General features: G+C 40.4%; 27 protein-coding genes. 14 read left to right on the top strand and 13 right to left on the bottom strand.

The genetic code is table 11. From position 1 onward, the window contains the following. Positions 1-25: 25 nt before the first annotated feature. The 3 genes from AC59HZ_RS09395 to AC59HZ_RS09385 all read left to right on the top strand — a co-directional run bounded on the left by AC59HZ_RS09395 (position 26) and on the right by AC59HZ_RS09385 (position 3,791). Positions 26-478, top strand: coding sequence for a tripartite tricarboxylate transporter TctB family protein (locus AC59HZ_RS09395; RefSeq protein ID WP_496545542.1), 453 nt, complete (start codon positions 26-28; stop codon positions 476-478). Positions 479-493: 15 nt separating this feature from the next. After that, positions 494-2,020 (top strand): tripartite tricarboxylate transporter permease, encoded by a 1,527-nt coding sequence (locus AC59HZ_RS09390; RefSeq protein ID WP_496545541.1) that lies wholly within the window; start codon positions 494-496, stop codon positions 2,018-2,020. Positions 2,021-2,429: 409 nt separating this feature from the next. Next, positions 2,430-3,791 (top strand): arsenic transporter, encoded by a 1,362-nt coding sequence (locus tag AC59HZ_RS09385; protein ID WP_496545540.1) that lies wholly within the window; start codon positions 2,430-2,432, stop codon positions 3,789-3,791. Between the two features lie 224 nt (positions 3,792-4,015). Here AC59HZ_RS09385 and AC59HZ_RS09380 read toward each other — a convergent pair whose 3' ends face one another. Continuing rightward, positions 4,016-4,960, bottom strand: coding sequence for a DMT family transporter (locus AC59HZ_RS09380; protein ID WP_496545539.1), 945 nt, complete (start codon positions 4,958-4,960; stop codon positions 4,016-4,018). Positions 4,961-5,083: 123 nt separating this feature from the next. Here AC59HZ_RS09380 and argH point away from each other — a divergent pair, with 123 nt between their 5' ends. The 4 genes from argH to AC59HZ_RS09360 all read left to right on the top strand — a co-directional run bounded on the left by argH (position 5,084) and on the right by AC59HZ_RS09360 (position 9,480). Next, positions 5,084-6,568 carry an argininosuccinate lyase gene (gene argH, locus AC59HZ_RS09375; RefSeq protein ID WP_496545538.1) on the top strand — a complete coding sequence of 495 codons (1,485 nt, stop codon included), beginning with the start codon at positions 5,084-5,086 and terminating at the stop codon, positions 6,566-6,568. Positions 6,569-6,659: 91 nt separating this feature from the next. Then, positions 6,660-8,255 (top strand): ATP-binding protein, encoded by a 1,596-nt coding sequence (locus AC59HZ_RS09370; protein WP_496545537.1) that lies wholly within the window; start codon positions 6,660-6,662, stop codon positions 8,253-8,255. 2 nt (positions 8,256-8,257) lie between these two features. After that, positions 8,258-8,971, top strand: coding sequence for a response regulator (locus AC59HZ_RS09365; protein WP_496546026.1), 714 nt, complete (start codon positions 8,258-8,260; stop codon positions 8,969-8,971). A gap of 368 nt (positions 8,972-9,339) precedes the next feature. Next, entirely contained in the window at positions 9,340-9,480 is a 141-nt protein-coding gene (locus AC59HZ_RS09360; protein WP_496545536.1) for a YrzI family small protein, read from the top strand. A 44-nt stretch (positions 9,481-9,524) separates the two neighbouring features. Here the strand turns inward: AC59HZ_RS09360 and AC59HZ_RS09355 are convergent, their stop codons facing one another. Together AC59HZ_RS09355 and AC59HZ_RS09350 are read right to left on the bottom strand one after the other, a co-directional pair. Further along, complete coding sequence (locus AC59HZ_RS09355; RefSeq protein WP_496545535.1) at positions 9,525-9,728, bottom strand: hypothetical protein; 204 nt, start codon at positions 9,726-9,728, stop codon at positions 9,525-9,527. After that, on the bottom strand, positions 9,729-10,265 hold the full coding sequence (locus AC59HZ_RS09350; protein ID WP_496545534.1) for an HAD family hydrolase: 537 nt from the start codon (positions 10,263-10,265) through the stop codon (positions 9,729-9,731). A 259-nt stretch (positions 10,266-10,524) separates the two neighbouring features. On the opposite strand from AC59HZ_RS09350, the gene AC59HZ_RS09345 reads away from it, so the two are divergent. Further along, positions 10,525-11,199, top strand: coding sequence for a sigma factor-like helix-turn-helix DNA-binding protein (locus AC59HZ_RS09345; protein ID WP_496545533.1), 675 nt, complete (start codon positions 10,525-10,527; stop codon positions 11,197-11,199). Between the two features lie 29 nt (positions 11,200-11,228). Next, a complete protein-coding gene (clpP, locus tag AC59HZ_RS09340) occupies positions 11,229-11,810 on the top strand; it encodes an ATP-dependent Clp endopeptidase proteolytic subunit ClpP (RefSeq protein ID WP_496546025.1) in 582 nt (193 codons plus the stop codon). Between the two features lie 44 nt (positions 11,811-11,854). On the opposite strand, the gene AC59HZ_RS09335 is transcribed toward clpP, so the two are convergent. From AC59HZ_RS09335 to AC59HZ_RS09315, 5 genes are all read right to left on the bottom strand, one after another. Further along, entirely contained in the window at positions 11,855-11,989 is a 135-nt protein-coding gene (locus AC59HZ_RS09335) for a hypothetical protein (protein WP_496545532.1), read from the bottom strand. A 5-nt stretch (positions 11,990-11,994) separates the two neighbouring features. Next, positions 11,995-12,153, bottom strand: coding sequence for a hypothetical protein (locus AC59HZ_RS09330; protein ID WP_496545531.1), 159 nt, complete (start codon positions 12,151-12,153; stop codon positions 11,995-11,997). A 259-nt stretch (positions 12,154-12,412) separates the two neighbouring features. Further along, positions 12,413-14,386: a M6 family metalloprotease domain-containing protein gene (locus tag AC59HZ_RS09325; RefSeq protein WP_496545530.1), complete on the bottom strand. Its 1,974-nt coding sequence runs from the start codon at positions 14,384-14,386 to the stop codon at positions 12,413-12,415. Between the two features lie 301 nt (positions 14,387-14,687). Next, positions 14,688-14,873, bottom strand: coding sequence for a hypothetical protein (locus AC59HZ_RS09320; RefSeq protein WP_496545529.1), 186 nt, complete (start codon positions 14,871-14,873; stop codon positions 14,688-14,690). A 202-nt stretch (positions 14,874-15,075) separates the two neighbouring features. Next, on the bottom strand, positions 15,076-15,597 hold the full coding sequence (locus tag AC59HZ_RS09315; RefSeq protein WP_496545528.1) for a DnaJ domain-containing protein: 522 nt from the start codon (positions 15,595-15,597) through the stop codon (positions 15,076-15,078). 264 nt (positions 15,598-15,861) lie between these two features. On the opposite strand from AC59HZ_RS09315, the gene AC59HZ_RS09310 reads away from it, so the two are divergent. Then, positions 15,862-16,818, top strand: coding sequence for a S8 family peptidase (locus tag AC59HZ_RS09310; RefSeq protein ID WP_496545527.1), 957 nt, complete (start codon positions 15,862-15,864; stop codon positions 16,816-16,818). Positions 16,819-16,900: 82 nt separating this feature from the next. Continuing rightward, the gene (locus tag AC59HZ_RS09305; RefSeq protein WP_430065808.1) at positions 16,901-17,122 is read left to right on the top strand and encodes a hypothetical protein; all 222 of its coding nucleotides are present in this window, start codon (positions 16,901-16,903) and stop codon (positions 17,120-17,122) included. Between the two features lie 49 nt (positions 17,123-17,171). Here the strand turns inward: AC59HZ_RS09305 and AC59HZ_RS09300 are convergent, their stop codons facing one another. Then, positions 17,172-17,885, bottom strand: a complete 714-nt coding sequence (locus AC59HZ_RS09300; RefSeq protein ID WP_496545526.1) for a DUF421 domain-containing protein — start codon at positions 17,883-17,885, stop codon at positions 17,172-17,174. Between the two features lie 130 nt (positions 17,886-18,015). On the opposite strand from AC59HZ_RS09300, the gene AC59HZ_RS09295 reads away from it, so the two are divergent. Next, a complete protein-coding gene (locus AC59HZ_RS09295) occupies positions 18,016-18,513 on the top strand; it encodes a GNAT family N-acetyltransferase (protein ID WP_496545525.1) in 498 nt (165 codons plus the stop codon). Between the two features lie 32 nt (positions 18,514-18,545). On the opposite strand, the gene AC59HZ_RS09290 is transcribed toward AC59HZ_RS09295, so the two are convergent. From AC59HZ_RS09290 to yyaC, 3 genes are all read right to left on the bottom strand, one after another. Continuing rightward, positions 18,546-19,646 (bottom strand): AbrB family transcriptional regulator, encoded by a 1,101-nt coding sequence (locus AC59HZ_RS09290; protein ID WP_496545524.1) that lies wholly within the window; start codon positions 19,644-19,646, stop codon positions 18,546-18,548. Between the two features lie 127 nt (positions 19,647-19,773). Then, on the bottom strand, positions 19,774-21,042 hold the full coding sequence (locus tag AC59HZ_RS09285) for an MFS transporter (protein ID WP_496545523.1): 1,269 nt from the start codon (positions 21,040-21,042) through the stop codon (positions 19,774-19,776). A gap of 156 nt (positions 21,043-21,198) precedes the next feature. Further along, a complete protein-coding gene (gene yyaC, locus AC59HZ_RS09280; protein ID WP_496545522.1) occupies positions 21,199-21,783 on the bottom strand; it encodes a spore protease YyaC in 585 nt (194 codons plus the stop codon). A 192-nt stretch (positions 21,784-21,975) separates the two neighbouring features. Between yyaC and AC59HZ_RS09275 the strand changes: the two genes are divergently transcribed. Next, positions 21,976-23,886, top strand: coding sequence for a YhgE/Pip family protein (locus AC59HZ_RS09275; RefSeq protein ID WP_496546024.1), 1,911 nt, complete (start codon positions 21,976-21,978; stop codon positions 23,884-23,886). 283 nt (positions 23,887-24,169) lie between these two features. On the opposite strand, the gene AC59HZ_RS09270 is transcribed toward AC59HZ_RS09275, so the two are convergent. Further along, positions 24,170-25,186, bottom strand: coding sequence for a C40 family peptidase (locus AC59HZ_RS09270; RefSeq protein ID WP_496545521.1), 1,017 nt, complete (start codon positions 25,184-25,186; stop codon positions 24,170-24,172). A 195-nt stretch (positions 25,187-25,381) separates the two neighbouring features. Here AC59HZ_RS09270 and AC59HZ_RS09265 point away from each other — a divergent pair, with 195 nt between their 5' ends. Next, the gene (locus AC59HZ_RS09265) at positions 25,382-25,909 is read left to right on the top strand and encodes a hypothetical protein (protein ID WP_496545520.1); all 528 of its coding nucleotides are present in this window, start codon (positions 25,382-25,384) and stop codon (positions 25,907-25,909) included. Positions 25,910-26,138: the final 229 nt, after the last annotated feature.

Genomic DNA, 26,138 nt, shown 5'->3' with positions numbered 1-26,138 from the left:
ATTTTTTAAAAAGGGGGATTTTTGAATGGCTATTAAGTTTGATCGGATTGCATCCATTGTCTTTCTAGCTGTTGGCGTACTGTTTATCATCGGCAGCAGGCATCTATCAAGTTCATCCTATGGAAGTGTTGTAGGACCGGACATTTTTCCATTAGTACTTGGGATCATACTTGTGTTATTAAGTATCCGCTTGTTTTTCGAAACGAATATGTCAAAGGGCGGACAGAGCAAGACGGAAAAATTAGAGTACAAACCATTCCTTATTATCTTTCTGGCTACCTTGATTTATATTTTAACGCTGGAATCCATCGGCTATGTGATTACGACCTTTTTATTTTTACTAGTATGTTTTCAAACGATGGAGCGTTCTAAGCTGCTGACCTCCATCATTATATCTGCTGCCTTTTCTGGACTCGTTTATTTTTTATTTGTAGACGTGTTAAAAGGGACACTGCCAGGATGGCCAATTTGGTTTTAAGAGAGGAGGCTAAAAATGAGTACACTTGATTATTTATTTCAAGGATTTGGAACCGCACTTATTTGGTATAATCTTATTTTTGCTTTCGTAGGGGTACTAATTGGAACAGCTGTTGGGGTTTTGCCAGGGATCGGCCCAATGAGCGGTGTCGCTTTACTTATCCCTGTAACGGCCTCCATCACTGGCAGCCTTCCGCCCGAGCAAGCGGCGACTAGTGCGATTATTTTGCTGGCTGGAGTCTATTATGGAGCGATGTACGGTGGTTCAACCACTTCGATTTTATTAAATACACCTGGAGAATCTTCTTCAGTTGTCACAACCCTGGACGGTTATCAAATGGCCAAAAAGGGAAGAGCCGGCAGTGCATTATCGATTGCGGCAATTGGTTCATTCGTTGCAGGTATTGTCACGTTGCTTGCTTTGATTTTCCTAGCAAAACCATTATCAGCGGTGGCACTGAAATTTGGCCCGGCAGAATATTTTTCCTTGATGCTTTTGGGTCTCGGGGCTGTCAGCGGTTTAGCTGGAAAATCGGTTACTAAAGCTTTGATTATGACCGTTTGCGGGTTACTGCTTGGAACCATCGGGATTGACAGTGTCTCAGGTATTGCCCGTTTTACCTTCGATGTGCCATGGCTGTACCAGGGAATTGAATTCTTAACGATTGCGGTTGGATTATTTGCCCTTGGTGAAGTATTCAAAACCATTTTAGAAAAAGAAGAAGAAGATGGAGAAATGGCGAAGATTAATAATTTAATCCCTTCTAAGGAAGAAATGAAAGAATCCGCAGCACCTATTGCCCGTGGATCCATTCTAGGGTTTTTCGTCGGTATTTTGCCGGGAGCCGGGGCAACGCTGGCATCCTTCTTCTCTTATTTATTAGAAAAAAAGATTTCGAAAAACCCTGCGAAATTTGGCACAGGCGCGATTGCTGGGGTAGCTGCACCAGAATCCGCCAATAATGCGGCCTCTGGCGGTGCGATGATCCCTTTATTAACAATGGGAATCCCGGGATCTGGAACAACGGCAATCTTGATGGGAGCGTTAATGATGTACAATGTCCAGCCTGGTCCATTATTATTTGAAGACCATCCGCAGGTGGCATGGGGACTGATTGCTAGTATGTTTATTGGAAATATCATGTTGTTGATCTTAAACCTGCCACTTGTAAAGGTGTTCGCAAAAATTATTCAAACACCAAAGCAATTTTTGATTCCGATGATTATCGCGATTTCTATTTTTGGAGTTTACGCCGTGCAGGTGTCGATGTACGATTTATTGCTTTTATTAGCTTGTGGCGTGTCAGGTTACTTCTTAAGCAAAAACGACTACCCAATCGCTCCGCTCGTTCTAGGGCTGGTATTGGGACCAATGGTTGAAAATAACCTGCGAAGAGCATTAACCATTTCGAATGGCGATTACAGTGTATTCTTTACCCGACCGATTTCACTGGCCTTCCTGCTAATTACAGCCCTCTGGCTGATAGTACCGTTCATGATGAAGAGAAAAGGGAAAGAAGTCGTTATTAATGTTGAGGGATAAAAGATCTAACCAAGCGAAGCTTATGGCTTCGCTTTTTTATGTTGGCTGTTTAAAGGTCATTTTTTATTTTGGAACGCTGTTGATTGGAGAGGAAGGCGCGAGACTCCTGCGGGAGGACGTGGCAGGGGAGCCCGCGAACCGCTTGCGCCTTGAGCGCAAATCAACAGACAAGTTTAACAAAGCAGTTATTTCTAAAAAATTACTAGTGATATTTTTTAGACTCTAGTGGATTTATAGGAAAAAAGGGTACAAACCTAAAGCCTGTCTTATGCGAGATACATATAGATAGAGTACAAGAACACAAGAAGGACAGATGGAAGGGGGGGACATGAGCGGATTAACCGAAATTAGGAGGTACGTCGTCTCAGAGAAACATTCTGAATTACCAGCTAGATGAAAGGAGAAAAAAATGTTTCATTTAACCGTTTGGATAACCATTATCACTTTTTTGGTTACCCTCGGATTTATCCTTTGGAGGCCTAGAGGCATTAATGAAGCCGTCCCCGCCTCTATTGGTGCGATTATTGTTGTGCTTAGCGGAAGTGTTTCACTCACTGACCTTGGTATCATTGCTGACACTATCAGTGGTGCAGCTATTACGATCATGGCGACAATTGTCATGGCGATCGTATTAGAAAGCTTTGGTTTTTTCAACTGGGTAGCAGAAAAATTGGCGGCGAAGGCCAAGGGCTCAGGGATTCGGTTATTTTGGTATGTCAACCTTTTGTGCTTTCTAATGACACTATTTTTCAATAATGATGGAAGCATCTTAATCACCACACCCATTCTAGGCATGCTCTTAAACAATATGGGCTTAAAAAATCATCAAAAAATCCCTTACTTACTGTCAGGCGGGCTGATTGCCACAGCTTCGAGTGCTCCGATTGGGGTAAGTAATATTGTTAATTTGATTGCTTTAAAAATTGTTCATATGAGTCTGTACTTGCACACAGCGATGATGTTTGTACCGGCAACACTTGGATTGCTGCTGCTCGTTGGGCTTTTGTTCCTTCGTTTTTACAAAGTATTGCCGAAAAAAATTCCAACTGAAGTATCAGGATTGTCGCTAAAATCCTACCATCCACTAAAATCCGGAATTCAGCATAATTCGGAAAAAGATCGCTCGAGATTTATGCGAAATGTTCTTTTGTTCGTTTTTGCTGTCCGAGTCAGCCTATTCGTCGCTTCGTTTTTTAACATTCCAGTGTCACTGATGGCTGTATTTGGCTCGTTGGTCCTGCTAGCTTGGCGATGGGCCTATTTAAAAATACCGCCAATCGATATGTTGAAAAAAACCCCGTGGTATATCATTGTTTTCGCCTTTTGTATGTATGTCATTATTTACGGTCTGAATAATATTGGCTTAACAGACTGGCTGATTGGTTTCATGGAGCCGATTGTTGCTGGAAGCCTGCTGCATGCGAGCGTGATGATGGGTGTTCTTCTATCAGTACTCTCCAATATCTTTAATAACCACCCGGCTCTTATGGTTGGAACACTTACGTTAATGAATATGGATCTAAGTTTACTTGAATTGAAAGTAGCCTACTTGGCGAACGTAATTGGCAGTGATATGGGATCTTTACTTCTTCCAATGGGGACGCTAGCAACCCTGATGTGGATGCACATTGTTAGAAAGGGAAAAGTGAAAATTACCTGGTGGGAATACGTTAAAATCACAAGTGTTGTCATCCCACCTGCAGTATTATTCACCTTAGTCGTATTATATTATTGGGTTTCCTGGCTTTTTGGCGGTGTTCTGCAAAACTAAACCATTCGGGAATACAATTACCATAAGAAAAGAGTGATCGTCCATGAGAAATATAAGTACACAAAAAGAATAATCCACCTGCGTTGGCAGACGCTGATGGATTATTCATAACCTTCTAGAGTTATATTTAACCGTATCAATCGGGATACGGTCTTATTTTTGGTGTACCACCTATTGTTAAGATATGTGATTTATAAAAGAATGTTCGAGGAAAAAAAATCCAATTAAGCCATTTTGTTAGGCTGAGCTTTTATTAAAGGTTTCACAGTAGGTAAATTCGCGATAGTTACCCCAGATATCACGAGGATTCCACCAATAATTTGGCTAATCAAAATCGGGTTTCCTAAAATAAAATGAGAAGCAATAATCGCTACAAACGGCTGAATATTCATGAACATGGAAGCAGTTCCTGCACCAGCCTTCGCAACCCCCTTATTCCACCAAAAACCGGCCACACCTTGTGCGAGAATCCCTGCAGCAATTAGTAAAATCCACATGAAAATGGAAGGGCTGACGACCGATCCGCTGACAATCCCTTCCACACCTGCGGCGGGAATCATTAAGACACTGCCAAGGACCGTTGCATAAATCGTAATAATAAAGGAATTCATCGTTTTCGATAATCCCCGAATAAATATTAGACTGATGCAAAGACAAAGCATCGCAATTAAAATATTGAAATCGCCCCATGAAATTCCGATTGAACCTTTTCCAACCCCAATGATTGAAAATACGCCAATCAAGCTGATCAACGCTCCCGAGGCTTTCTTTAAAGTTAATTTTACTTTAAATATAATCCGTTCTAATAGAATCGTAGCAATGGGAGAAAGCGCAAGGATTAAGGAAGCATTTGCAGGTGTTGTGTGTTTGAGCCCAGTAAAATAAAAGGTTTGATTAAGAAGCGTTCCAAAGATACCGACACCAAGGAGGTATTTCCACTCCGTATTCGTTGGCCGCTTCATTCCTTTAACGGAGAATGCAAGAATGATTAAAAACAGTGAAGTAAAACAGATCCGTACGGTGGACAAAAACACGGGTGAAAATTCCTTAAGCAAGTATGCACTGACAGGATAATTGCATCCCCACAGCACCGATACTAAAAACAAGCTTAATAGAGTTTTTTGATTACTACCTGACATAGGCATAGACACGCCTTTCTGATCGAACATTGATGTAAATCCATTTGCTATTATAGCATCCTGTTTCGTGTGTCGAAAGAATTTTTTAAAAAAATCACTTTAAAATAATTCATTCGTATAATTAAATAAAGGACAATAATCGGAGTGGAACGTATGAATAATGAGTTTATTAAAAAGGAAGGGCAGGTTTTTCCGGGAAAAACTTATGTCGAAGAATTATTAAAGCCGGTTTTTAATGATCAAAGAGATTATTTATTTCACGTCATGTTCGATATCCACCGGGCCCATGTAATCATGCTCGAGGAGCAGCGAATCATAGAAACTGCCGAAGCTAAAAAAATGCTAGAGGGGATTAATAAGGTTGCTACTACAGAAACAGCACAAATCCCTTATGATCCTCAGTATGAAGATTTATTTTTCATGATGGAAGCCAAAATAGCTGAGGAAATTGGCGATGAGCTTGCCGGAAAAATTCATATCGGGCGAAGCCGGAATGATATGGGGGTGGCTATGTACCGCTTGGTGTTAAGGGAACATCTTTTACAGCTGCTTGAGGGTAGTTATCAATTGGGTGAGGTATTACTAGCGAAGGCTGAAGAACATAGTGAAACGTATATGACGGCCTATACCCATACCCAACCCGCACAGCCAACGACCTTAGGGCATTATTTCTTGGCGATATATGATGTGTTGATACGGGACATCAAACGGCTTTGGTCCGCATTTGAAACGGTTAATCAGTCTCCGCTTGGGGCAGCTGCTTTATCTACGACTGGTTTTCCAATCAGCCGCTCTCGTACTTGTGAATTATTAGGATTTGATAAAGTAATAGAAAACTCATATGACTCGATTGCGGGGGCTGATTATCTAATGGAAGCATCCACCGCTTTAATGGCCTGTATGGTGAATACCGGAAGATGGATTCAAGATTTCCTCTTGCATGTCACAAGAGAATTCGGCTCATTCAAGGTTGCGGACCCCTACGTCCAAGTAAGCAGCATTATGCCTCAGAAGCGGAATCCCGTGTCGATCGAACATTCACGGGCACTGGCAAGCAGCTCCTATGGTGAGGCCCTCGTGGCAATCCAAATGATTCATAATACGCCCTTCGGTGATATTGTCGATACTGAAGATGACCTGCAGCCTCATTTATATCGGGCATTTACGAAAGCTAACCGCGTAATGAAAATCATGTATGCAGTTATGATGACGCTACAGGTGAACGAGGAGCATTTAAAGGTCATGTCTGAAAAATCCTGCATCACTATTACGGAGTTCGCCGATACCTTGACAAGGAACTATGATATTCCCTTTAAAAAAGCCCATTCCATCGCGAGCACCCTTTCAAGAAGGACTGGTAAAGAGCAAAAAGAATTGTTCGACTGGAAGGTGGATGAAATTAATTCCATGCTCAAGGATTTGGCCAATGTATCGCTCAATGAGGAGGAATGGAAAAAAATCATATCCTCTGAGCACTTTGTCGAAGTGAGAAGGATCCAGGGAGGACCAAATCCTAATGAGGTTAAGAGGATGATCGAAGATCGAAAGTCCCGTTTAAGTGAAGGCTTAAAAGATTTACGGCTGATCATTGGTAAATTAGCAAGTAAAAGAAAAAAAATGGTAGATTATCGCTTGTAAAGATAAAAACAGTCCTAAAATGGCTGTTTTATTTTTTTGTCCTCTTTTTAATAGTAGATTTTTTTAATATGATAGAGTTAGAGGTGGTTGAATGCGATTACATACAAAGTTAATGCTCGGTATCTCCATTCTCATTATTGTGATGGGAACAATTATTGAATTTACTTTTAAAAATATTATGGAAACTAATCTGAAGCATGAAATCGGCTCGAAGGCCTTATCAGTAGCGCAATCGATTGCCAATATGCCTGAAATACAAGCAGCGTTTCGAACCGATAATCCAGCTGCCATTATTCAGCCTATTGCTGAAAATATTCGGAAACAGGTTGGGGCTGAATTTATTGTCATTGGGAACCGGAATGAAATCAGATATTCGCATCCCAATCCGGTCCGTTTAGGTCAAAAAATGGTTGGGGGAGATAATGACCGTGTGTTTAAAGGGAAATCAGTCATTTCTGAATCGACAGGGACCTTGGGGCCCTCTTTAAGAGGAAAAGCACCGATTTTTAGTGGTGGTCAGGTGATTGGTGTTGTTTCGGTTGGTTATCTTCAGACTGAAATTCAAAAAGAAGTTTCGAAAATACAACAAAAAATCTTTGTTGCTACACTGATTATATTAGCAGGGGGCCTAATTGCTGCAATACTAATCTCATTTAATATCAAAAGGGCCATTTTCGGACTTGAACCAAAGGAAATAGCCTGGATGTATCAGGAAAAGCATGCGATACTAGAGTCCATTCATGAGGCGATCATTGCGATTGATACCGTTGGTCGGATCACTGTAGTAAATGAAACTGCTCATAAAATTTTGAATGTTCCGAATGATATTTTACTAAGGGGCAAAAAAATTGATGAAGTTATTGAAAATACGAAGCTGTATGACGTGGTTAAATCAGGTCAGGCAGAGTATGATCAGGAAATTATTATTTTTGGAGACGTCTTTTTGGCTAACCGGATTCCTATTTTTAACAAGCGGGGAATAGTCGTAGGAGCTGTTGCCAGCTTCCGGAATAAGTCCGAGCTTGCTTCGCTGCTTCAGGAATTATCACATGTAAAAGCTTATGCGGAAGGGCTTCGTGCCCAGACTCATGAATATTCCAATCGGCTTTACACTTTACTTGGCTTGATCCAGCTTGGCTCCTATAAAGAAGCGATTGATTTTATCTCTAGAGAAGTGGACGTGGCCCAAGGGTTTATTCAATTTTTAATGCAGGAAATTCCGGATCCGATTATTGCAGGATTCATTTTAGGGAAAGTAAGTTTAGCGAGTGAGTTGAAAATTGATCTTTCAATAGATAGACAGAGCAGTTTTAAGGATATCCCTTTTGAAATTAGCAGAGATTCATTAGTGACGATTATAGGGAACTTAGTCAATAATGCTTTTGAAGCCGTTAGGGAAAATGGATTGCATGAAAAACGTGTTTCGCTGTTTTTAACGGATCTTGGAAAAGACCTGATTATTGAAGTAGAAGATAACGGGCAAGGGATTGATTCAAAGCATCAGGACCAAATTTTCTCGGCAGGTTTTTCAACCAAGAATACAGGTAGTAATGCCGGAATCGGCTTAAGTTTGGTACAAAAAGCGATAAGAGATTTAGGGGGATCTGTTACATTTTCTTCGAGTGCGGGTGAGGGAACGATTTTTACGGTGGCGATACCGAAGCAAGCAAAGGGGGAGATTGAATGAAAATGACGGGAAACAAGCCTATCGAAGTGTTAATTGTTGAGGATGATTTAAGGATTGCTGAAATACAAAAACGGTTTTTGGAACAGCTGGAAGGGTTTCAAACGGTTGGGATTGCTGCAAGTTATGTGGAGGCAAAGACCTTAATCGAGATCCTGCAGCCGGATTTGCTTTTATTGGATGTTTATTTTCCAGATATGAATGGACTTGAGCTATTAAAGGAAACCAAACAGCATCCAAAACAAATGGACGTCATTATGATAACGGCTACTAAAGAGATTCAAATGGTCCAGGAAGCGATTAGCATTGGTGTATTTGATTACATCATTAAGCCGGTGGTTTTTGAGCGATTTAAGCAATCTTTGCAAAGATATCAAGAGTATCATAAAAGACTGACTCAATTAAATATGGAAAATATCCATGTTACCCAGCAGCAGGTGGACATGCTTTTGCGTAAGGAAAGCGATGGAGCGGGAGGGATAAGTGGCGAGAGGGGGTATTTACCAAAAGGGATTGACCCGCTTACTCTCGATAAGGTACTGGAGGTTCTCGAAAAGTTGGCTGAGGGTCTAACAGCCGAACGGGTCGCCAAAGAAATTGGCGTCAGCCGAACCACCGCCAGACGTTACCTCGAACACCTCGTAGCCGAAGAAAAAATAGCTGCCGACCTCGCCTACGGAACCGTGGGGAGACCGGAGAGGGTATATTTGTGTTGTTAATAAGGTGTCAGGCACCGCAAAAAGACATTATTAGTAATTTGTCCACTCCACGCGGACAGTTTTGACAGGCATTCGCTTGGATGCTTGTCTTTTTTATTATTTATTATTGATAAACCTGCCAAGATAAGGTAAAATTAAAATAGACTACACAGTCTATTTAAGGAGGAGGAATTTAAATGGGAGTGTATTTTTTGCTATAAAATAAACTGACCAGTCATTTTAAATGAATTTCTACGACCAAAGTTCCAAAATCTTTAGGACCAACAATGTAGAAGAAATCCTTCCCAATATCGATTCGGTAAAAAATAACAGACATTATAATGAAACCAAAAGATACAGGATAAAGCTTTACAAAGGAGGAACGAAAAATGACTTTAAATATATTTTTCTTAACCATTACCATCAATAAACGGAAAATGAGTGTAAGTGACGCAGTCCATCAAGAAATGGTTAAAAAGTTGTACGAAAAGAATAAAGACCAGCAAATTTCGATGCGTTATTTTATGTAACAGAAAAAACCTTGATTCATGCCACTGAATCAAGGTTTTTTCTGTTATTTAGCTACCTGATAAAAAGCATAATCCCGTAAATATTCCGGAAGCTGGAGCAGAGATTGCAATTCCGCCACAGTCCCGTTTGGTTCAATATCTATATCCACGATGTTATAGCTCCATTCAAACTCCGCCGGGATATGAATGGCATTAATTCCAAGCTCAATCGCGGGCTTAATATCTTTTTTTAGAGAATTACCGACCATTCAAGTGGAATACTTCTCCGTCGCAATCTCATCCAGAACCATTTGCAACGTGTCTGAATTTTTTTGTTCATAAATAAACATACGCTGTTCAAAGTAATTTTCCAAACCTAATTGGTTAATTTTCCTTCTTTGATTTTCTTCATCGCCGCCAGTAAATAAATACAAATCATGACCATCCTTCTGCAGCCTTTCCAAAACTTCATATAAATATGGGTATGGTTGCACATCAATCTTAAAAACACTCTGACCGATACTGTGTATATGTTCTACTTCACAATCTGTTATGACTCTTCCGTATTTCACGCAAAAATATTTATAGGTTAAATCAAGTGATTCTGGATATAAGGAAGAATGTAAGCCGAATTCCTCTACATTTTTTAATTCAAGCTCTACCTGTTTTTGGAGGATCTCTTCTTTCGTAGCAGAATGAAACCAATCAAGCATTTGATCAGCAAATTTGCATTTAGATTCTTTAAAGTATTTGCTACAGTGGATGAGGGTATCATCTAAATCCATTATTAAGGTTTGTTGATTCATAAAATCAATTCCCCCTTTAATAGTGGTTTAGAATAAATATATGGGTAAACAGTATCCAAATGCTAAAAAAAGAATGTCCTCCAGAAAAATACACCATAGGTATTAAGGGACAAAATAGTGATCCTAATTCAAAAGGTAAATTACCTAGATAATCAATTTTCACCCGCATATATTAATAAAAAAAAATTTTATAACCCCGTATCTTTTTCCCTGCCTTAAAACGTTTATAAGGTAGAGAGTGCTAAAGGAGTGAAAAAACATGTCACACAAGCTTAGACCATTCCCCATAGAAGACCCACATCAGGGAGAGGATCTATTTTGGAAAGAACATTATCCAAAACTGCAGCGATATTGCCGCTTCATTGCTCAAAATAAATGGGATGGCGATGACATCGCCCAAGAAACATATCTAAAAGCGTTGAAATATCAACAAAAAATGTCCACAGCTTTATTAAATAAAATTGCCTACCATCATTTGATTGATTTGCTCAGAAAAAGGAAGTATGAAACGATTGACTCTGAAATTGAAAAGGTTTCAACAACCCAGCAATTGGATGAGACTGTCGATATGCTGATTGAGCAATTCACACCAAAGCAAGCCATCATCTTTTTGTTAAAAGAAGCATTTCAATATCAAATAAAGGAAATTGCCGACATCTTAGAAACATCAGAAATGGCGGTAAAGTCCAATTTGTATCGAGCGAAAAAGCGGTTGGAAAAAGTAGAAGATCAATCTCATTCATTGGATACTTTCTGGGATACCGAGGAACGGGAGCAGCTTACAGAGCTTTTTAAAGAATCGTTATTAAATGAAGACCCTGCTGTTCTTATCCAAGCTATTCCAACTATACAAAGTATGTTTAACGTATCAAAGTTCGTTACACGACCAACTCCATCTCACTCTCCTTCAAGCACTCTCTGTATGGCGGCATAGCCAATTAAATGCTTTAAGGAGGAAAAATGATGAGCACCATTCCATATGTAATCGAACAATCCAATCGCGGTGAGCGTTCCTATGATATTTATTCGCGGTTATTAAAGGACAGAATCATTATCATTGGGGATGAAATCAATGATCACGTGGCTAATAGTGTAGTTGCCCAGTTATTATTTTTAGCAGCAGATGCCCCGGATAAAGAGATTTCCCTTTATATTAATAGCCCTGGCGGGTCCACCTCAGCGGGCTTTGCCATTTTTGACACGATGCAATTCATTAAACCGGATGTTAGAACGATCTGTACCGGCATGGCGGCATCATTCGGAGCGATGCTGCTGCTGGCGGGGACGAAGGGGAAACGATATGCGCTGCCAAATAGTGAAATCATGATTCACCAGCCATTAGGTGGGGCGAGAGGGCAGGCAACCGAAATCGAAATTTCCGCACGCCGTATTCTCAAACTAAGGGAACATATTAATCAAATCATTTCCGAGCGGACAGGGAAGCCGCTTGAAAAAGTAGCACGAGACACAGACCGCGATTTTTTCATGAGTGCCGAGGAAGCAAAGGAATATGGGATCATTGATGAAATTCTATATCCAAAATGAGTCACAAAAAGGGCAGGTTTAACCTTGCCCTTTGCTTGTTTATCCTAGCATTTCTTTCCTTCAAACTTCATCTTATATTCAGCATCGCTTATATTCGGGTTCTTTCTGGGCGGTGATTTACTCATAGCTTTCTTCAATTCTACCGTGGCATCATCATTTGTATTATACTTTCCATCCATGCTTGTCACTCCTTCCTATTTGACTCTTGTATAACAACGTGTTTTGGTGCTTTTGGATAACCGTTCTTGCCCGAATCGTCCGGCCCCGTCAGGTTATTTCGCTGATCCAGAACCTTTCCGGAGTATTCAATCGGATTATTTTTTGGCATAAAATTCACCTCCATTTATAGGATGGTTGAAAAATTCATTCGAATGCAGGGAAAATCATTTTTTCGGATGTGAGAGAGAAAAGTTACGAGGGATTTTGGATTCGCTGATAAATTATAGTGAGATGTAATATTACATTAAAAAATATACGATCTTGCAAAAATATATTTCTAGAATATTTGCGAATTCACCAAGTTTATTTGCGAATCGAGAAGAAAGGCCTCACATAAATGAAAAAGCTGAACCAAAATTTTTGGTTCAGCCTCGGGAAAGATCTTATTTTCCATTCCCAGCACCAATTCGTCGAGTGGCGGTAACAGATTTTGCAGGATCTGTTTCTGAAGTACTAGTTAAAGTAAGATCCGTAGGCACCGGTTGAACACCCGTTTTGCTATTCTTAGGAATCTTTACATAAACCGGAACATTAACCGTTTTTCCAGCCTCCATTTTGATAACGTTATTCTCCAACATGATTTCCCAGCCAGCCTGGGTCTTGGCGTTCAGACGGATGAGATCACTACTATTTCCAGTATTCGTCACACTAAAATTATAAAGAGCGACTCTTCCCGGTGCGGCAAATTCTGACGAGCCATTCGCAACAGCAACCCCACGATTAAATGAACCTCCACTATCCATATTACGTACGGCAACTCGGTAGGAAAGAGCACCAGTTGCGTCATATTTTTTTCCTAAAATATAGAAATGGAGACGGTTATATTCATCCTTATATTCACTAACAACTCCAGCCTCGGTACCAGCCTTGAAAAGAGAATCGGCTAATTGCTGATAATCACCTTTAGACAGCATAGCAGTTGTACCGTCCGGCCGTTTAAAGTCGACCAGATTGATATCCTCTTTATGCGAGTCAATCACCCAAATGTTTGGAGCTGACTCGGTATTCTTTGTTTTCGCCAATAATACTCCAGAGTCTGGGACAAATGAATCGTAACCGACTCTGTCAACAACTTCAATGGTGTAATTATTGTACCATTTGGCTCCGCGCTGCATATCGGCACGCCAATCATCATTCAGTGAGTTCACCGGTGTATTGTCCACCATGCTGATATTAATACCGTGAAGACCAGTCCGTCCAAATTGACTGCCGGTCGGCACCTCACGAGAGATGATATCCGCAAAGACAGGACCGCTTTCGGCAAGCTTGTCTCGATCTAAACTTAGATATTGATCAGGTGCCAGGAAGCCCTGCTTGATTTTGTTCCGGAGCATATGATGTGACGGGGCTGATGCGCCTAATGTAGATGGAACCATCCATCTTGTGTGCGGGCCGCCTGGGCCATTGAAGCTGCCGCGGCTCATTAACTCCCAAGGTCCAGAATAGGTACGAGAAACAGGAACACCATATGGATTGTTGTAGTTATCGCCAAGGTTCATAATATGGCCGAATTCATGTGCGAAAGTACCCATTCCATCATTTTCACCTTGGATAGAGGTGCCACCGCCAGCGCTTGACCAAATACCTTTTGCTGCATACCAGGAAGTCCAAGGGACATAACGAGTAACGGCCGAATTTGGCATGCCAGTTACATTAGGTCCAAAAGGAGCGCTTACCGATTCCGCATTTTGGAACATCATTTCACCCAGTTCCTGCCAAACACCAGATTCATCATATCCTGAATGAACAATAAATCTAAAGTCGAAGTTTTCACCGGAGGCAGATAGGTCAGCCTGAGCTTTTTGAACCGCTTCTGTACGAAGGTTTCTTCCCTTGAATCCTGCAGGCATGTTTACCTGCTGTCCGAATTCATTCAATCCATACTCAAATTCATTTCCATCCATTCGATATGGACCGAACGCCTTCAATTCAATTTTCCATTTACCGAAGGAATTCTCACGCCAATATTCATTAACTGTTCGATAGTTGTTCAATGCGGAAGGCATATTAAGGAAATCCTCCCACCATTTGCCGAGCTGATCACGAGGCACTTTTCCAGTGCCAATTGGATTACCGGCTATCTCCGAACCTTCAGGCTGACTTAAAATAAAATCGCGGTCAGGGAAATCTACGATAATTAATGCTCCTTTAATAACTCTTTCCGGCTGAATATCAGCGGTATTCCAGTCAATACCGGGAACAGGACGGTAATCACTCCAGGACATATCTCGAGGCAGGACCCAGGACTTGGAATCAATGGGTTCTGGAAAATCTGATAAACCAGGCTGTTCTGCGTACGCTGTCGTTGAAATGGCTGTTAATAAAAAACTAATCAAAAATACTAGAGTTCTTTTCAAAAATTCAACCCCCTCAATGTTTTATCTGTACAGGAAAATAATAGCATTTTCTGATTATTTCGAATATAGAAATAACCAGAAAATGTAATAATAAGGATTTATTCCCTATTATTAGGAATAATAGAAAACAAGACTAGTAGAAAATGAGTATAAAAAAATAGGTAATAAACACTAATGTTTGTCCACACTGTTGACGTTGAAAACGAGCAGAGGAATTAATCTTCGGCGGGGCAATGAGATGTATAGTAATTGAACAAAAAAAAACGGAAGGTGACTTTCACCTTCCGTTTTACATGTCGTTTTATGAGCGCTGTATGGTAGACGTGGAGAAGTTTTTCACCATTTTTTGCAGGTTTCGATGCGCTTCTCTTAACTTAATCGTTTCATCAATGATGTTTTGGAAACCTTCCAAATCTCTATCAGATGCATTTAACAAGGACTTCGGGATTCCTTCGACAATTTGTTGTAGGGTTATTTCCATAGCCAAGACAATGACCACCTTTCAACTTATTAATAAGACATCTGATTTGTCTTTCTTAATATTTTTCGATTGTGTTCAGTTTTTCCTGCCAGTACCTTAGAAAACTTATCTACAAATAGCCCAAGATTTTTATCAAGATAGTAAAAATCTTGCATAAAACGACACCATCCATTATGTAATTACTATCAATTGTAGAAAAATATTATTGCTAATTCGTTTTTGCCGCTTCATAGTGTTCATAGAACACCTTAAAAAGCCGATCGTCACCACCCCGATCAGGATGCAATGCTTTTAGCAGTTTTTTAAACTCCTTCTTCACTAAATCTTTGTCAGCATTGGCTTCTAATCCTAATACTGACTGATAATTGATAGAAGCAGGTTCTGAAATAGCATATTCTGCCTGCAGCATTTTTTTCAAAGATCTTACTTTCGCTTGCTCGATACGGATACTACTTTTTAACTCCTCAATCTTATCCTTCAATTTCTGGTTTTCCTTGAAGGTTTTCTCCCAATCCTGGTAATCAACACCAAATTTTCTGCGATTTTCTTCCATTATTTTTTCTAAAATAAAGGCAGCCAAATCATTGGGTTTAATCACGTAATCAATGTTTAAATTTGTAGTACGTTTCGCTTTTAATTTTCCATCGAGGATCCAGCGGATAACCATTTGCTCGCTCGTTGTAATACCCTCGGCACCTAGTAATTTGGTGACTTCTTTCACATTAAGCATGTTCTCAACTCTTATCTCTAACTTAGTAAAATGCTAAATTCAATGTACCATAGATAAATTTTTAGTAGTTTACCATCATGTATTAATTTGATTAAAATTACTTTTCGGAATTTTTACAGCCTGTCCATTTTAATCCTTTGTTCCTATATTACGAGTGAATGGAGGAAAAACAGTCCAAAGGAATCTATTTTAATAGATTCAGAATTGTTAAACTATTACTATCATCAGGGGTTGGCTTCCATAAAATCTGTTAGGGGGAATACGATGGAGCGAAAAGTACGCTTGATTCCGTACCAGGTAATGGCAGAGGTTGAAGAAGTAACCGAGGTGCCAAAAGGGGTTGAAATGATTCAGTCCCCGAAAGTTTGGGAAAAAACAAAAGGGAAGGGCATCACCATAGCGATCTTAGATACAGGCTGTGATCTCACGCATCCTGACTTAAAGGAACGGATTATTGGCGGATGCAATTTTACGAATGATGACAAAGGGAACAAAACGATTTATCAGGATTACAATGGGCACGGGACACATGTTGCCGGGACCATCGCAGCAACCGCCAACCAGAAGGGTGTAGTCGGGGTTGCCCCTGAAGCGAATCTATTAATCGTAAAAGTACTTGATAAAAATGGCTCTGGTCAATATGACTGGATTATCAATGGAATCTATTATGCTATTGAACAAAAGGTAGATATCATCTCGATGAGCCTCGGCGGACCAGAGGATGTACCGGAATTACACGAAGCCATCCAAAAAGCGGTGGCCAATAATATTCTGGTCGTGTGTGCAGCAGGAAATGAAGGGGATGGACAAGGTTCTACAGATGAACTCGATTATCCAGGATCCTATAATGAGGTTATAAGTGTTGGAGCGATCAACCTTGAACGTCATATTTCTGATTTTAGTAATTCCAATAAAGAGGTCGATGTGGTGGCACCCGGTGAAAATATCCTTTCCACTTATTTGAAGGGGAAATATGCTAAACTTAGCGGCACTTCAATGGCAACACCACATGTCTCCGGGGCTCTGGCTCTAATAAAATCCTTGTCAAATCAGGCATTCGAGAGAAATCTATCAGAACCAGAACTATATGCCCAATTAATTAGGAGAACGGTCCCGTTAGGATATTCTCCTAAGCTTGAAGGTAACGGGATGGTCTATTTAACAGCTGTAGATTATCTAGTGGACGTATTCAATGAAACAACGAATGTAGTAAATGTTTAAAAGTTTTAAAGAGTTTGTCCTGCAAATACCCAATCATTTCTATGAAAAATTCATTTAATAGAAATGAAGGGAGTTGATTTGCTTGAGCTCACAAAGTTTTCGAGACTTTGCACATAAGCTTGTTGGTGAAGAAGTAGAAGTTGTGACGAATAATGGGACCTTTACTGGAACACTAGAATATGTTGGCGGCGACAGCATCATTTTGCGTACTAGAATCAGAGGCCGCATCGTAAGATTGGCTATTCGCATCGCGTTAATTATCGCCCTATTCAGTTTGCTAACAGGTCGCAGATTTACCTTTTAAAAAATAGAGTCTAAATAAGAGTGGCTGCCAGTAGTTAGGGCAGCCATTTTCATTCGGTGTCTAACGGTGATTTCAAATGATCGTCAAATAAATCAATAAATAGACTGCCATTGGATGAAATGACGGCATATTGAACCGACTTGATTTGTAAACTCCTTGATTTTAATTCTTGATCCAGCCAATTTTTTGAAAAATTATGGTTGAAATTCTTCTCTATTACCTTTCCGTCCATAATGAGTTCCTTTGGCAGAATAACGTTTTCATTTAAATTAGATGCTGGAGTAACGTCCTTTTTGCTGACATTTTGGTATTGTGTTTTCTTCAATACTGATAATTTTCCGCTCACCTCTAAGAGTGCATATTCCACCTCAAATAAATCAAATATTCCTTGCTCCCGTAGCTGCTGATTTAAATCATCCAAGGTATACCTAATTTTTTTCATGTTAGCATCAAGAATTTTCCCATTATCAATGATGACAGTCGGCTGCCCGGACAGCCATCTGCGAAATGGCCGACTGTTTGCAGAAATAAGGGATAAGAAAAAATAGATCAAAATTAGGGCAAGGAAAGAAGAGATCATCGGAATGAAGTGGAGATTCGTATCAAACCCCATATTCCCAATGAAAGAGCCTATCGTGATTGACAAAGCAAAATTATAATAATTTGTATGGGAGTTAACCTGTTTTCCGACCCAGAGTGAAACGGCCATTAAAACGATATAGGAAATACTTGTACGGATAATCGCTTCAAAAACAAGATGCAAGGTACTTCATCCTTCTCTTTAAATTGTTCCTATTTCAGTATGGGCTAAAATGGTAATTAAAATGTAAGATAATCTGCCATATTTGTAGTTCGGATTAATGCTGTGAGTTATCATGAAAGGGGAGGTGTTTATGTTGATCATTGAGGAATTGGATTCGATTGAGGAATCTATTTCGAAACTATCTGGGCTATTGGTGAAAGTAGTGGATGATGGTGCGGCCGTAGGCTTTCTGCCGCCAATGGAACTATCACAATCTAGGGAGTATTGGGAAACAGTTTTATCACCTGGTGTGATTTTATTTGTGGCTAAAATTCACAATCGGATTGTCGGGAGTGTCCAATTACATTTATGCACGAAACGAAACGGTTTACATAGAGCAGATATTGCCAAGCTCATTACGGATCCTGACTTTAGACGGCAGGGTTTAGGCCGTGCACTAATGCAAAAAGCAGAGGAACGTGCATTACAAGAAGGTCGGTCATTGTTAGTTCTGGATACAAGAGAGGGAGACCCCTCCAATATTCTGTATCAATCACTAGGATTTATCGAAGCCGGACGAATCCCGAATTTTGCCAAGTCAGCAAATGGAGAACTGCATACGACTGTTTTGTATTATAAAACTCTATAATAAATAAAGCGGTGTTCAATGTGAACACTGCTTTATATTTGCTTCGCTTTCCTCCGTACCCTAAAAAACAACTTCAAAATCGGCGGAACCGCAAAATAGATAAATAGGAGCCGGAATAATTGATATCCGGTTACCATGGATAAATCGGCATGCACTTCATGAGCGAGAATACCCATTTGATCCATACCGCCGGGTGCTAGGCTTAAAAAACTTGTCGAAGGAGTAATATGGTAATGAAAAACAAGCAGCAAGCTTAAGCCGATGGAGCCAAGAATCATTACCATGCCGCTAATTAGGGCAAGGGTAATCATTTTGCTTTTGTGCGGCAATTTTTCCGGTTTTAATAACAATCCGATGTATGCGCCAATCAAGAATTGTGATAGATCCAAGATCGTTGGGGAAAGTGGAGGCCCATTTAGTCCAGAAATATTCATGACGGCAGTCCCAATGATCGGCCCCAACAAAAATGGAGTTGGAAACCTAAGTTTTTTTCCAAGAAAAGCACAAAGCACACAAACAACTGTAAACAAAAGAATGGTTGGAAAAAAAGGTCCAGAAAATGCTTCTGACTTATGCATAATATCCGTAACCGGAGTTGAGTTAGTTTCTTTAAAAAAAGGTCCTAAAATCAGAAAGGGAACAAAGAAAATGATCATCAACAATCTTGCCACCTGAAGGAAGGTAACTGTTGTGAGGTCAATTCCTTTCACTTCCTCGGCAAAGGTAATCATCTGTGAAAGACCACCCGGAATACTGCCAGTTAGCACCGTTGGATAATCTACACCAGTAAGTTTGGAGACAACAAATGCAATTCCCGCGCAAAATACCACAAGTGTTACAGTCATGAGGAGCATCGAAGGAAGCTTTTCAAGAATTTGCAATAGTGCATCCTTTGTGAACGAAAGTCCTATGGAATAGCCCACAAAGATTAACCCGGTATCACGAATGTAGCTTGGCCAGAATAACGGAAGCTTCACCAGCCGTGCGCCAATCAGGACAGCGGTCATCGGACCAAGCAGCCATGGTATTGGAGTATGAAGGATGGTGAAAATAATTCCACCAATGAAGGCAGTTACCAGTGTAATCAAAAAACGTATTCTTTTGTCCTCCGTGGTCATTGCCAAATTCTTCAATAGAAACCCTTCTGTCTTAAAAAAAATTTTATAATAAACTTTATTTTGCCTTTGTTTCGGGTTTTCATTGCACGAGTAAGCCAACTTAATCATCCAACGGTCAATGAAGCTATAAACCACGAAAAGCCTAAGCCAACATTTCACTCGGCTGCTTGGCTTCCTGGCGCTGTTCTTTGATAAGAATGCCGCCAATTAAGCCGACCATAGAAAACAGGACGGGGATGATAAACCCATAGTGATAGCCAACACTGCTGCCGGCGTCATGAAAATGGTCTAAAACCTTTCCGAAAATAATTGGCAGAAGCACCGCACTTGTAAATCCACCTGTATTCGCAAACCCCGAAATCACTCCCACCTCTTTCATTGGGAACGATTTGCGGACAACCGCAAAGGTCAACGAGCTGGCACCATTTCCATAGCCAATGATAAAGAAAAGAACCACAAGCATACTATAGGATGGCTTCCCATTAAATAAAATGAACGCAACCCAGCTTATAAAAACAATAATATGGACAAAGATATAAGGTCTTTTAATGGAATTCAGCCGACCTGAAATCCAGCCCGTTAACGGAGCTCCAATAATTGCCCCAACTAAACCAATCATTATTAGCTGACTTGCATCCGATCGGCTCATCCCGTACACATGCATCCCATAAGGAACAGCCCAAGAACCGATAAAGCCAACATACGTACCGACCACGCCAAAATGACATAAGAAGGTTGCCCAGGCTTGTCGGTCAGAAAACATCCGTCTTAATAAAACAAAGGTATTTTCACGCTTTTTCTCTTTTTTAACTGATAAAGCAGCGTTCGTGAAAATTTTCTTTGGTTTGTTTACGAGAACAACATATAAAAGAAGCCCACATAAACATAATATGATTCCTGTTATGAAAAAAGGGGTTCTCCAGCCAGATAAGGTGATCCAAGCTGAAAAGGGAACGGTAGCCATTAAGAAACCAAAGCTTCCGCTCATCCCGGCGAAGCCCAGTAAGCCGACAAATTCTCTTACTTTAAACCATTGGCTCATGATTAAAACCAAATTGACCCAAATCGTCGCATCACCCATTCCCGCCATCAATCTGGCAATAAGAAGCATATATTCATTTGTTGCCAGACTATAAAGAAGCGTTCCTAACCCATTGAGAATCGCCCCAACGATTAAAAACACATTAGGACCAAACCGGTCAGAAAGGATACCAATGGGAACCTGCAGCCCAGCATAGGCCAAGAATTGTACACTGGTCAAGAGGCCGATGGTTGCTGCCGTAATATTAAAATCTTTCATTAATTGATCGGAAATTAATCCCGGTGCTGTCCTTTGACTCACGATTAAAAAATAAGTGAACAAGACGGTGGCGAAAACCACCCAACGATACCTGCTATTTTGTTTATCCAATGATCTCTACCCCTGTTTACTTTTATTCCCTTCCAATTATACTCTAATTTTTTTATAAAAGGATTTTGTAAGAAAATTGGATGCGTTTACACGAAAATTTTTTTTTTGAAATAAGATTAGAAAAAAAAATCCCTGTGCAATCAGGGGAAAAGGAAATTAATGATGAAGCAGGATCGGGTGGTTTGAAGGATAATTAAAATACTGCCGAACCGAAAGTGAAATTCCTTTTGCAATATTAACAGCCATCGTATAGATCAGGTGGAGGTTTGTGTGAAATAAAGAAGTCTCGATAGATGGATCATTTTCTAGGACAACTCCCATCACGCTGCAGTCGCCGATAGGAGGAAGCTGATTTCCAAGACCTGCGCCTGGAAGCATGGAGCCTTCTCGAACGACAATTGAATTTACGATCCCAACTGAACCAAGAACACTATCAATCGCAACAACAAAACTTTTTTCCGGAAGGCTAAGCTTGGTAAATGCCGGAATTAGGGTTTTGGCATCCATAGGAGATTGAAGATTTCCTAATACAGTTAAGTGGCTAGGAAACAAGTTAGAAAGCAAGGTCCCGACAAACGGACCAAGGCTGTCACCGCTGATCCTATTTGAACCAATTCCAACGACATAAATATGCTTTGTTCCTTCTGGAATTAGGGAATGCAAGGTGTTGCGAATAAAGAGGGGAGCCAGCTTATGATTATAAGGGATAATTCTATTATTCTGTGAGTTTAGCAAATCCATCTATTACACACCACCTAGTTTTCTTCCTATTTCGCTTATCGAAAGGAATAGATATTTTAATATTCTGTTTTTATCTGAAATAATCCTTCACATTATTTTAATTGTCATAATTTTCTAATGCACATAAATCTACCAATTCAGACAAATAATGAAAAGTATGATATGACAGTAGAGGGTGTATAATCGTTGACTATGTTTTCTTGGATTAGACATGAATGGGGACAAATTATTAAAAATCCAAAGCTGATGATAGCGTTATTTGTGATTTTATTTGTTCCAATCCTATATAGTGGAACTTATTTATGGGCGAACTGGGATCCATACGCTCATTTAGAAAGACTGCCGGTAGCGGTTGTTAATGATGACGAAAAAGTCGAAAATAAAGGCAGCTCGTATGCGATCGGTGATGAACTAGTTAAAGAATTGAAGAAGGACAAAAGTTTTAAATGGGATTTTGTCAGTAAAGAAATGGCTGATAACGGGATAAAAAATAATCAATATTATTTTGAAATTTATATTCCCCGTGATTTTTCCAAAAGGGCAACGACGCTATCCGCGCAAAAACCGACCCCGCTTAATCTCTATTATAAGGTGAATGCGGGAAGCAATTTCATTGCCTCGCAAATTGGAAGAAATGCAGTCGATAAAATTAGGACAAAGTTAGCCCAGCAAATCAGCAAAAATTATGCTGAAGTCGTTTTTGCCAATATTAAATCGGTCGGGGAGGGATTGAATGAAGCAAGTCAAGGTTCAGGTCAAATTACTGCAGGCTTGAACAATTTAACGTCAGGGACCGAGGAAATTATCAGCGGCATGCAAAAGCAAGTCGATCCATTAAGTCAGCTGTCAAGCGGAGCACAAAAATTAAGCAATGCTGCCAAACAATTATCCGATGGTGCGGCACAATTACAATCGGGGATGGGGCAGATTAATAGTGGTTTTGGCACATTGGAGAGTGGATTAAAACAGTTAAATAGCAGTTCTGCGCAACTGGCTTCTGGAATGGGTCCGCTTGTGAATGGCTCAAAGCAATTAAGTCAAGCGCTGGAAGGGTATGCCACTGACCACCCTGCATCTGCCAATGACACTGCCTATCAGCAAATGGCCCAAATCAGTAATAGTCTCATTAGTGGTCTAGATAAATTCAATTCGAATTTTATCACTTTTAATCAAGGTTTGAATAAAGCTGCACAAAGTACAGGTACACTTAGTTCGGGATCAGCCACGATTACTGCTAAATTGAAGGACCTATCAAGTGGTGCCAAGCAATTAGCTGCGTCACAAGCAAAGATTTCCACTGGGGCAACAAATGTCTATAATGGGTGGAATAGTGTGATTGGTCATTTGCAATCCTTGAAAGATGGTGAATTGAAGCTTGCTTCTGGAAGCAAGGAATTAACGAATAAATTGACGGATGGGGCAAAACAAATTCAAGCTATACATTCAGGCCAGCCTATATATGAGATGATGTCTAATCCGGTCAGGCTTAAAGAGCAATTGGTGCATAGTGTTCCAAACTATGGAACGGGGTTAGCTCCCTATTTCCTTTCCTTAAGTTTGTTTGTCGGGTCCCTTTTGCTTTCCACGATCCTCCCGTTTCGGTTAACAAGCACTCAGCCGCCGTCGGCGGTGGCCTGGTTTTTATCCAAATGGGTAATACTTGCTTTTATTTCTATTTTTCATAGCGTCATTACCAATTTTTTTTTAATACACTTAATTGGCTTGGACCCTGTGAACCAGGGATATCTTTACCTATTTACCTTTCTGGCTAGCTTAATGTTTATGTCGATTATATTGCTGCTTGTAATTGCTTTGGATAATGCGGGGAGATTTTTAGCGATTGTGTTGCTGGTTTTGCAGTTAACCTCTAGTGCAGGAACTTTTCCAATCGAGCTCACGCCAAAGTTTTTACAAACGGTTCATTCGCTGCTGCCAATGTCCTATACAGTCCAAGGATTCCGAGCGATTATTTCAACTGGGGATTATCACATACTCCGTAATGATGTGACAGCGTTGGTGATTTATTTGGTCGCTGCGGTTATTTTGACGTTGTTGGTGATAAGATTGCTTTTGAAAAAACAGGCTAATTTGAAGGAAGCTTAATGAAAAAGGGGCATTGCTTGTTTTATTGTTTTTGAATGAGTGGAATACGTAACCGTTTTCTTACTAACTGGAATTTTCGGTTACGTAGGAGCCGTCTATGTGACCTAAATGATTAGAATAAAGCTTTTACGGTCACGTAGGAGCTGTCTACGTGACCTAAATGATTAAAATAAAGTCTTTACGGTCAAGTAGGAGCTGTCTACGTGACACAAATCTTTAGAATACAGCCTTTACGGTTATGTAGCCAGTCCTTTCGCGGCGAACCATTTCGCTAAAGAAGAAGTTAAATCCGAACCACTCTGCCATTAAACTTCACTTTCCAATACCCCGTTGACATATCGGCTATCGCGACTCCGGTAGAGCTTTGCGATCCGATGAATTTGCCGTTACCTATGTAAATGCCTACATGGCCATTTGTTTTATAGGTATCAAAAAATACAAGGTCTCCGGGCTGCATTTCGTTCACCGAAACTTGTACACCCGAATTTTTTATAGAATCTGTACTCGAACCTATTTCAAACCCTGCCTGGGCAAAAGCCCAATGAACAAATCCGGAACAATCAAATCTTCCGTTAGCGACATCGTAATCATTTCTTCCGCCGCCAAAAACATAGACAGAGTTTCCGATGTATTTATAGCCTGCGGAGATAATTTTCTTCAGGTATCCATCCTCCATAACTGGAGGCTCTACGTATTCCGTTTCTTTAACTGTTTCATTCTGTTTTTTTAAGCCTTCATATTTTTCTTGTTGTTCAGAAAGCATCGAACGCATTCCCTCAAGGTCTGTTTTCATGCTAAGAAGTCTAGTAAGCTTTTTTTCTAAAGCAGCCTTTTTACGGACATATTCGTTCTTTTCAGATTTCTGCTGTTCTAAAAGGTTCATGTCTGCCTCCACAATCGATGCTACTGCTCCAACTCGGTCAACAAAATCACTCAAGCTAGTCGAGCCTAACAACACTTCAAGATAGCTTAATTGTCTGTTGCTATGCTGATAGGAAAGGGCACGTTCTTTTAATACGTTATTTCGTTTTTGCATACTGTTTTTTAAAATACTAATATCCTTCTCAAGCTTTTGTACTTCAGATGTGGCTGCCTTTACATCTAAATCTGCCTGGTCAATTGCCTTTCGATTATCTTGAATAGCTGTATTGATTTTCTGCAATTTTTCATTGATACCATCATTTGATCCTGCTTGGGACAAAGAATTTTGATTCGCTAAGTTAGCTTCTGCAAATGCCTTCGGGGCCAAAAGAAATATCAAAAAAAATAATATGATTAACATGGGCATCTTTAGTTTCATTGGTTACACCTCTTTCGGAAATTTCATAAAATTCAAACCATTAACAAGTCCACATTATAACAAAGCAATTTATCAGATTTGTAATAGGGCCTTTACAATTTAATATCAACTCTAGTTTATCCGCCTAATTTTAGAGGAAAATAAGCTCTCAATTTTATAAAAATCATAGTATGTATAGTGAAAGTAGGTGAAAATATGACATCAGGAATGGGTATGAGTGGCTTCCCAGGTATGGGCATGAGCGGAATGCCAGGAATGGGCATGAGCGGAATGCCAGGAATGGGCATGAGCGGAATGCCAGGTACGGGCATGAGCGGAATGCCAGGCATGGGAATGGGCGGCTTTCCAGGTATGGGCATGAGCGGAATGCCAGGCATGGGAATGGGCGGCTTTCCAGGAATGGGCATGAGCGGAACGCCAGGAATGGGCATGAGCGGAATGCCAGGCATGGGAATGAGCGGAATGCCAGGAATGGGCATGAGCGGAATGCCAGGAATGGGCATGAGCGGAACGCCAGGCATGGGCATGAGCGGAATGCCCGGCATGGGAATGAGTGGAATGCCAGGCATGGGAATGAGTGGAATGCCAGGAATGGGCATGAGCGGCTTCCCAGGCATGGGAATGAGTGGAATGCCAGGCATGGGAATGAGCTCTTCTCCAGGCATGGGGATGAGCGGAATGCCAGGTATGGGAATGAGTGGAATGCCAGGCTTTGGAATGTAAAGTCTTGTTGTTGATTGAAGCTTAAACCTGATTTCCAAAAAAGTAGGTAATTTTAAATAACTAAACATGCATATAAAAACCTTCCTAAATCCATTTTGGGAAGGTTGTTTTAATTTGCTTATTCTAGGGTAGCTGTACCTTTCAAATCCATACAAAAATAGAGTTAATGACATCCAAGAGGAAGGGGAAAATAATTTATATCATATCATTGATGATGAACCGGACATTA

This window comes from Neobacillus sp. DZ-9, from assembly GCF_059587065.1.
The sequence above is the reverse complement of the archived record's forward strand: the minus strand, read 5'-3'. Positions and strand labels throughout refer to the sequence as shown.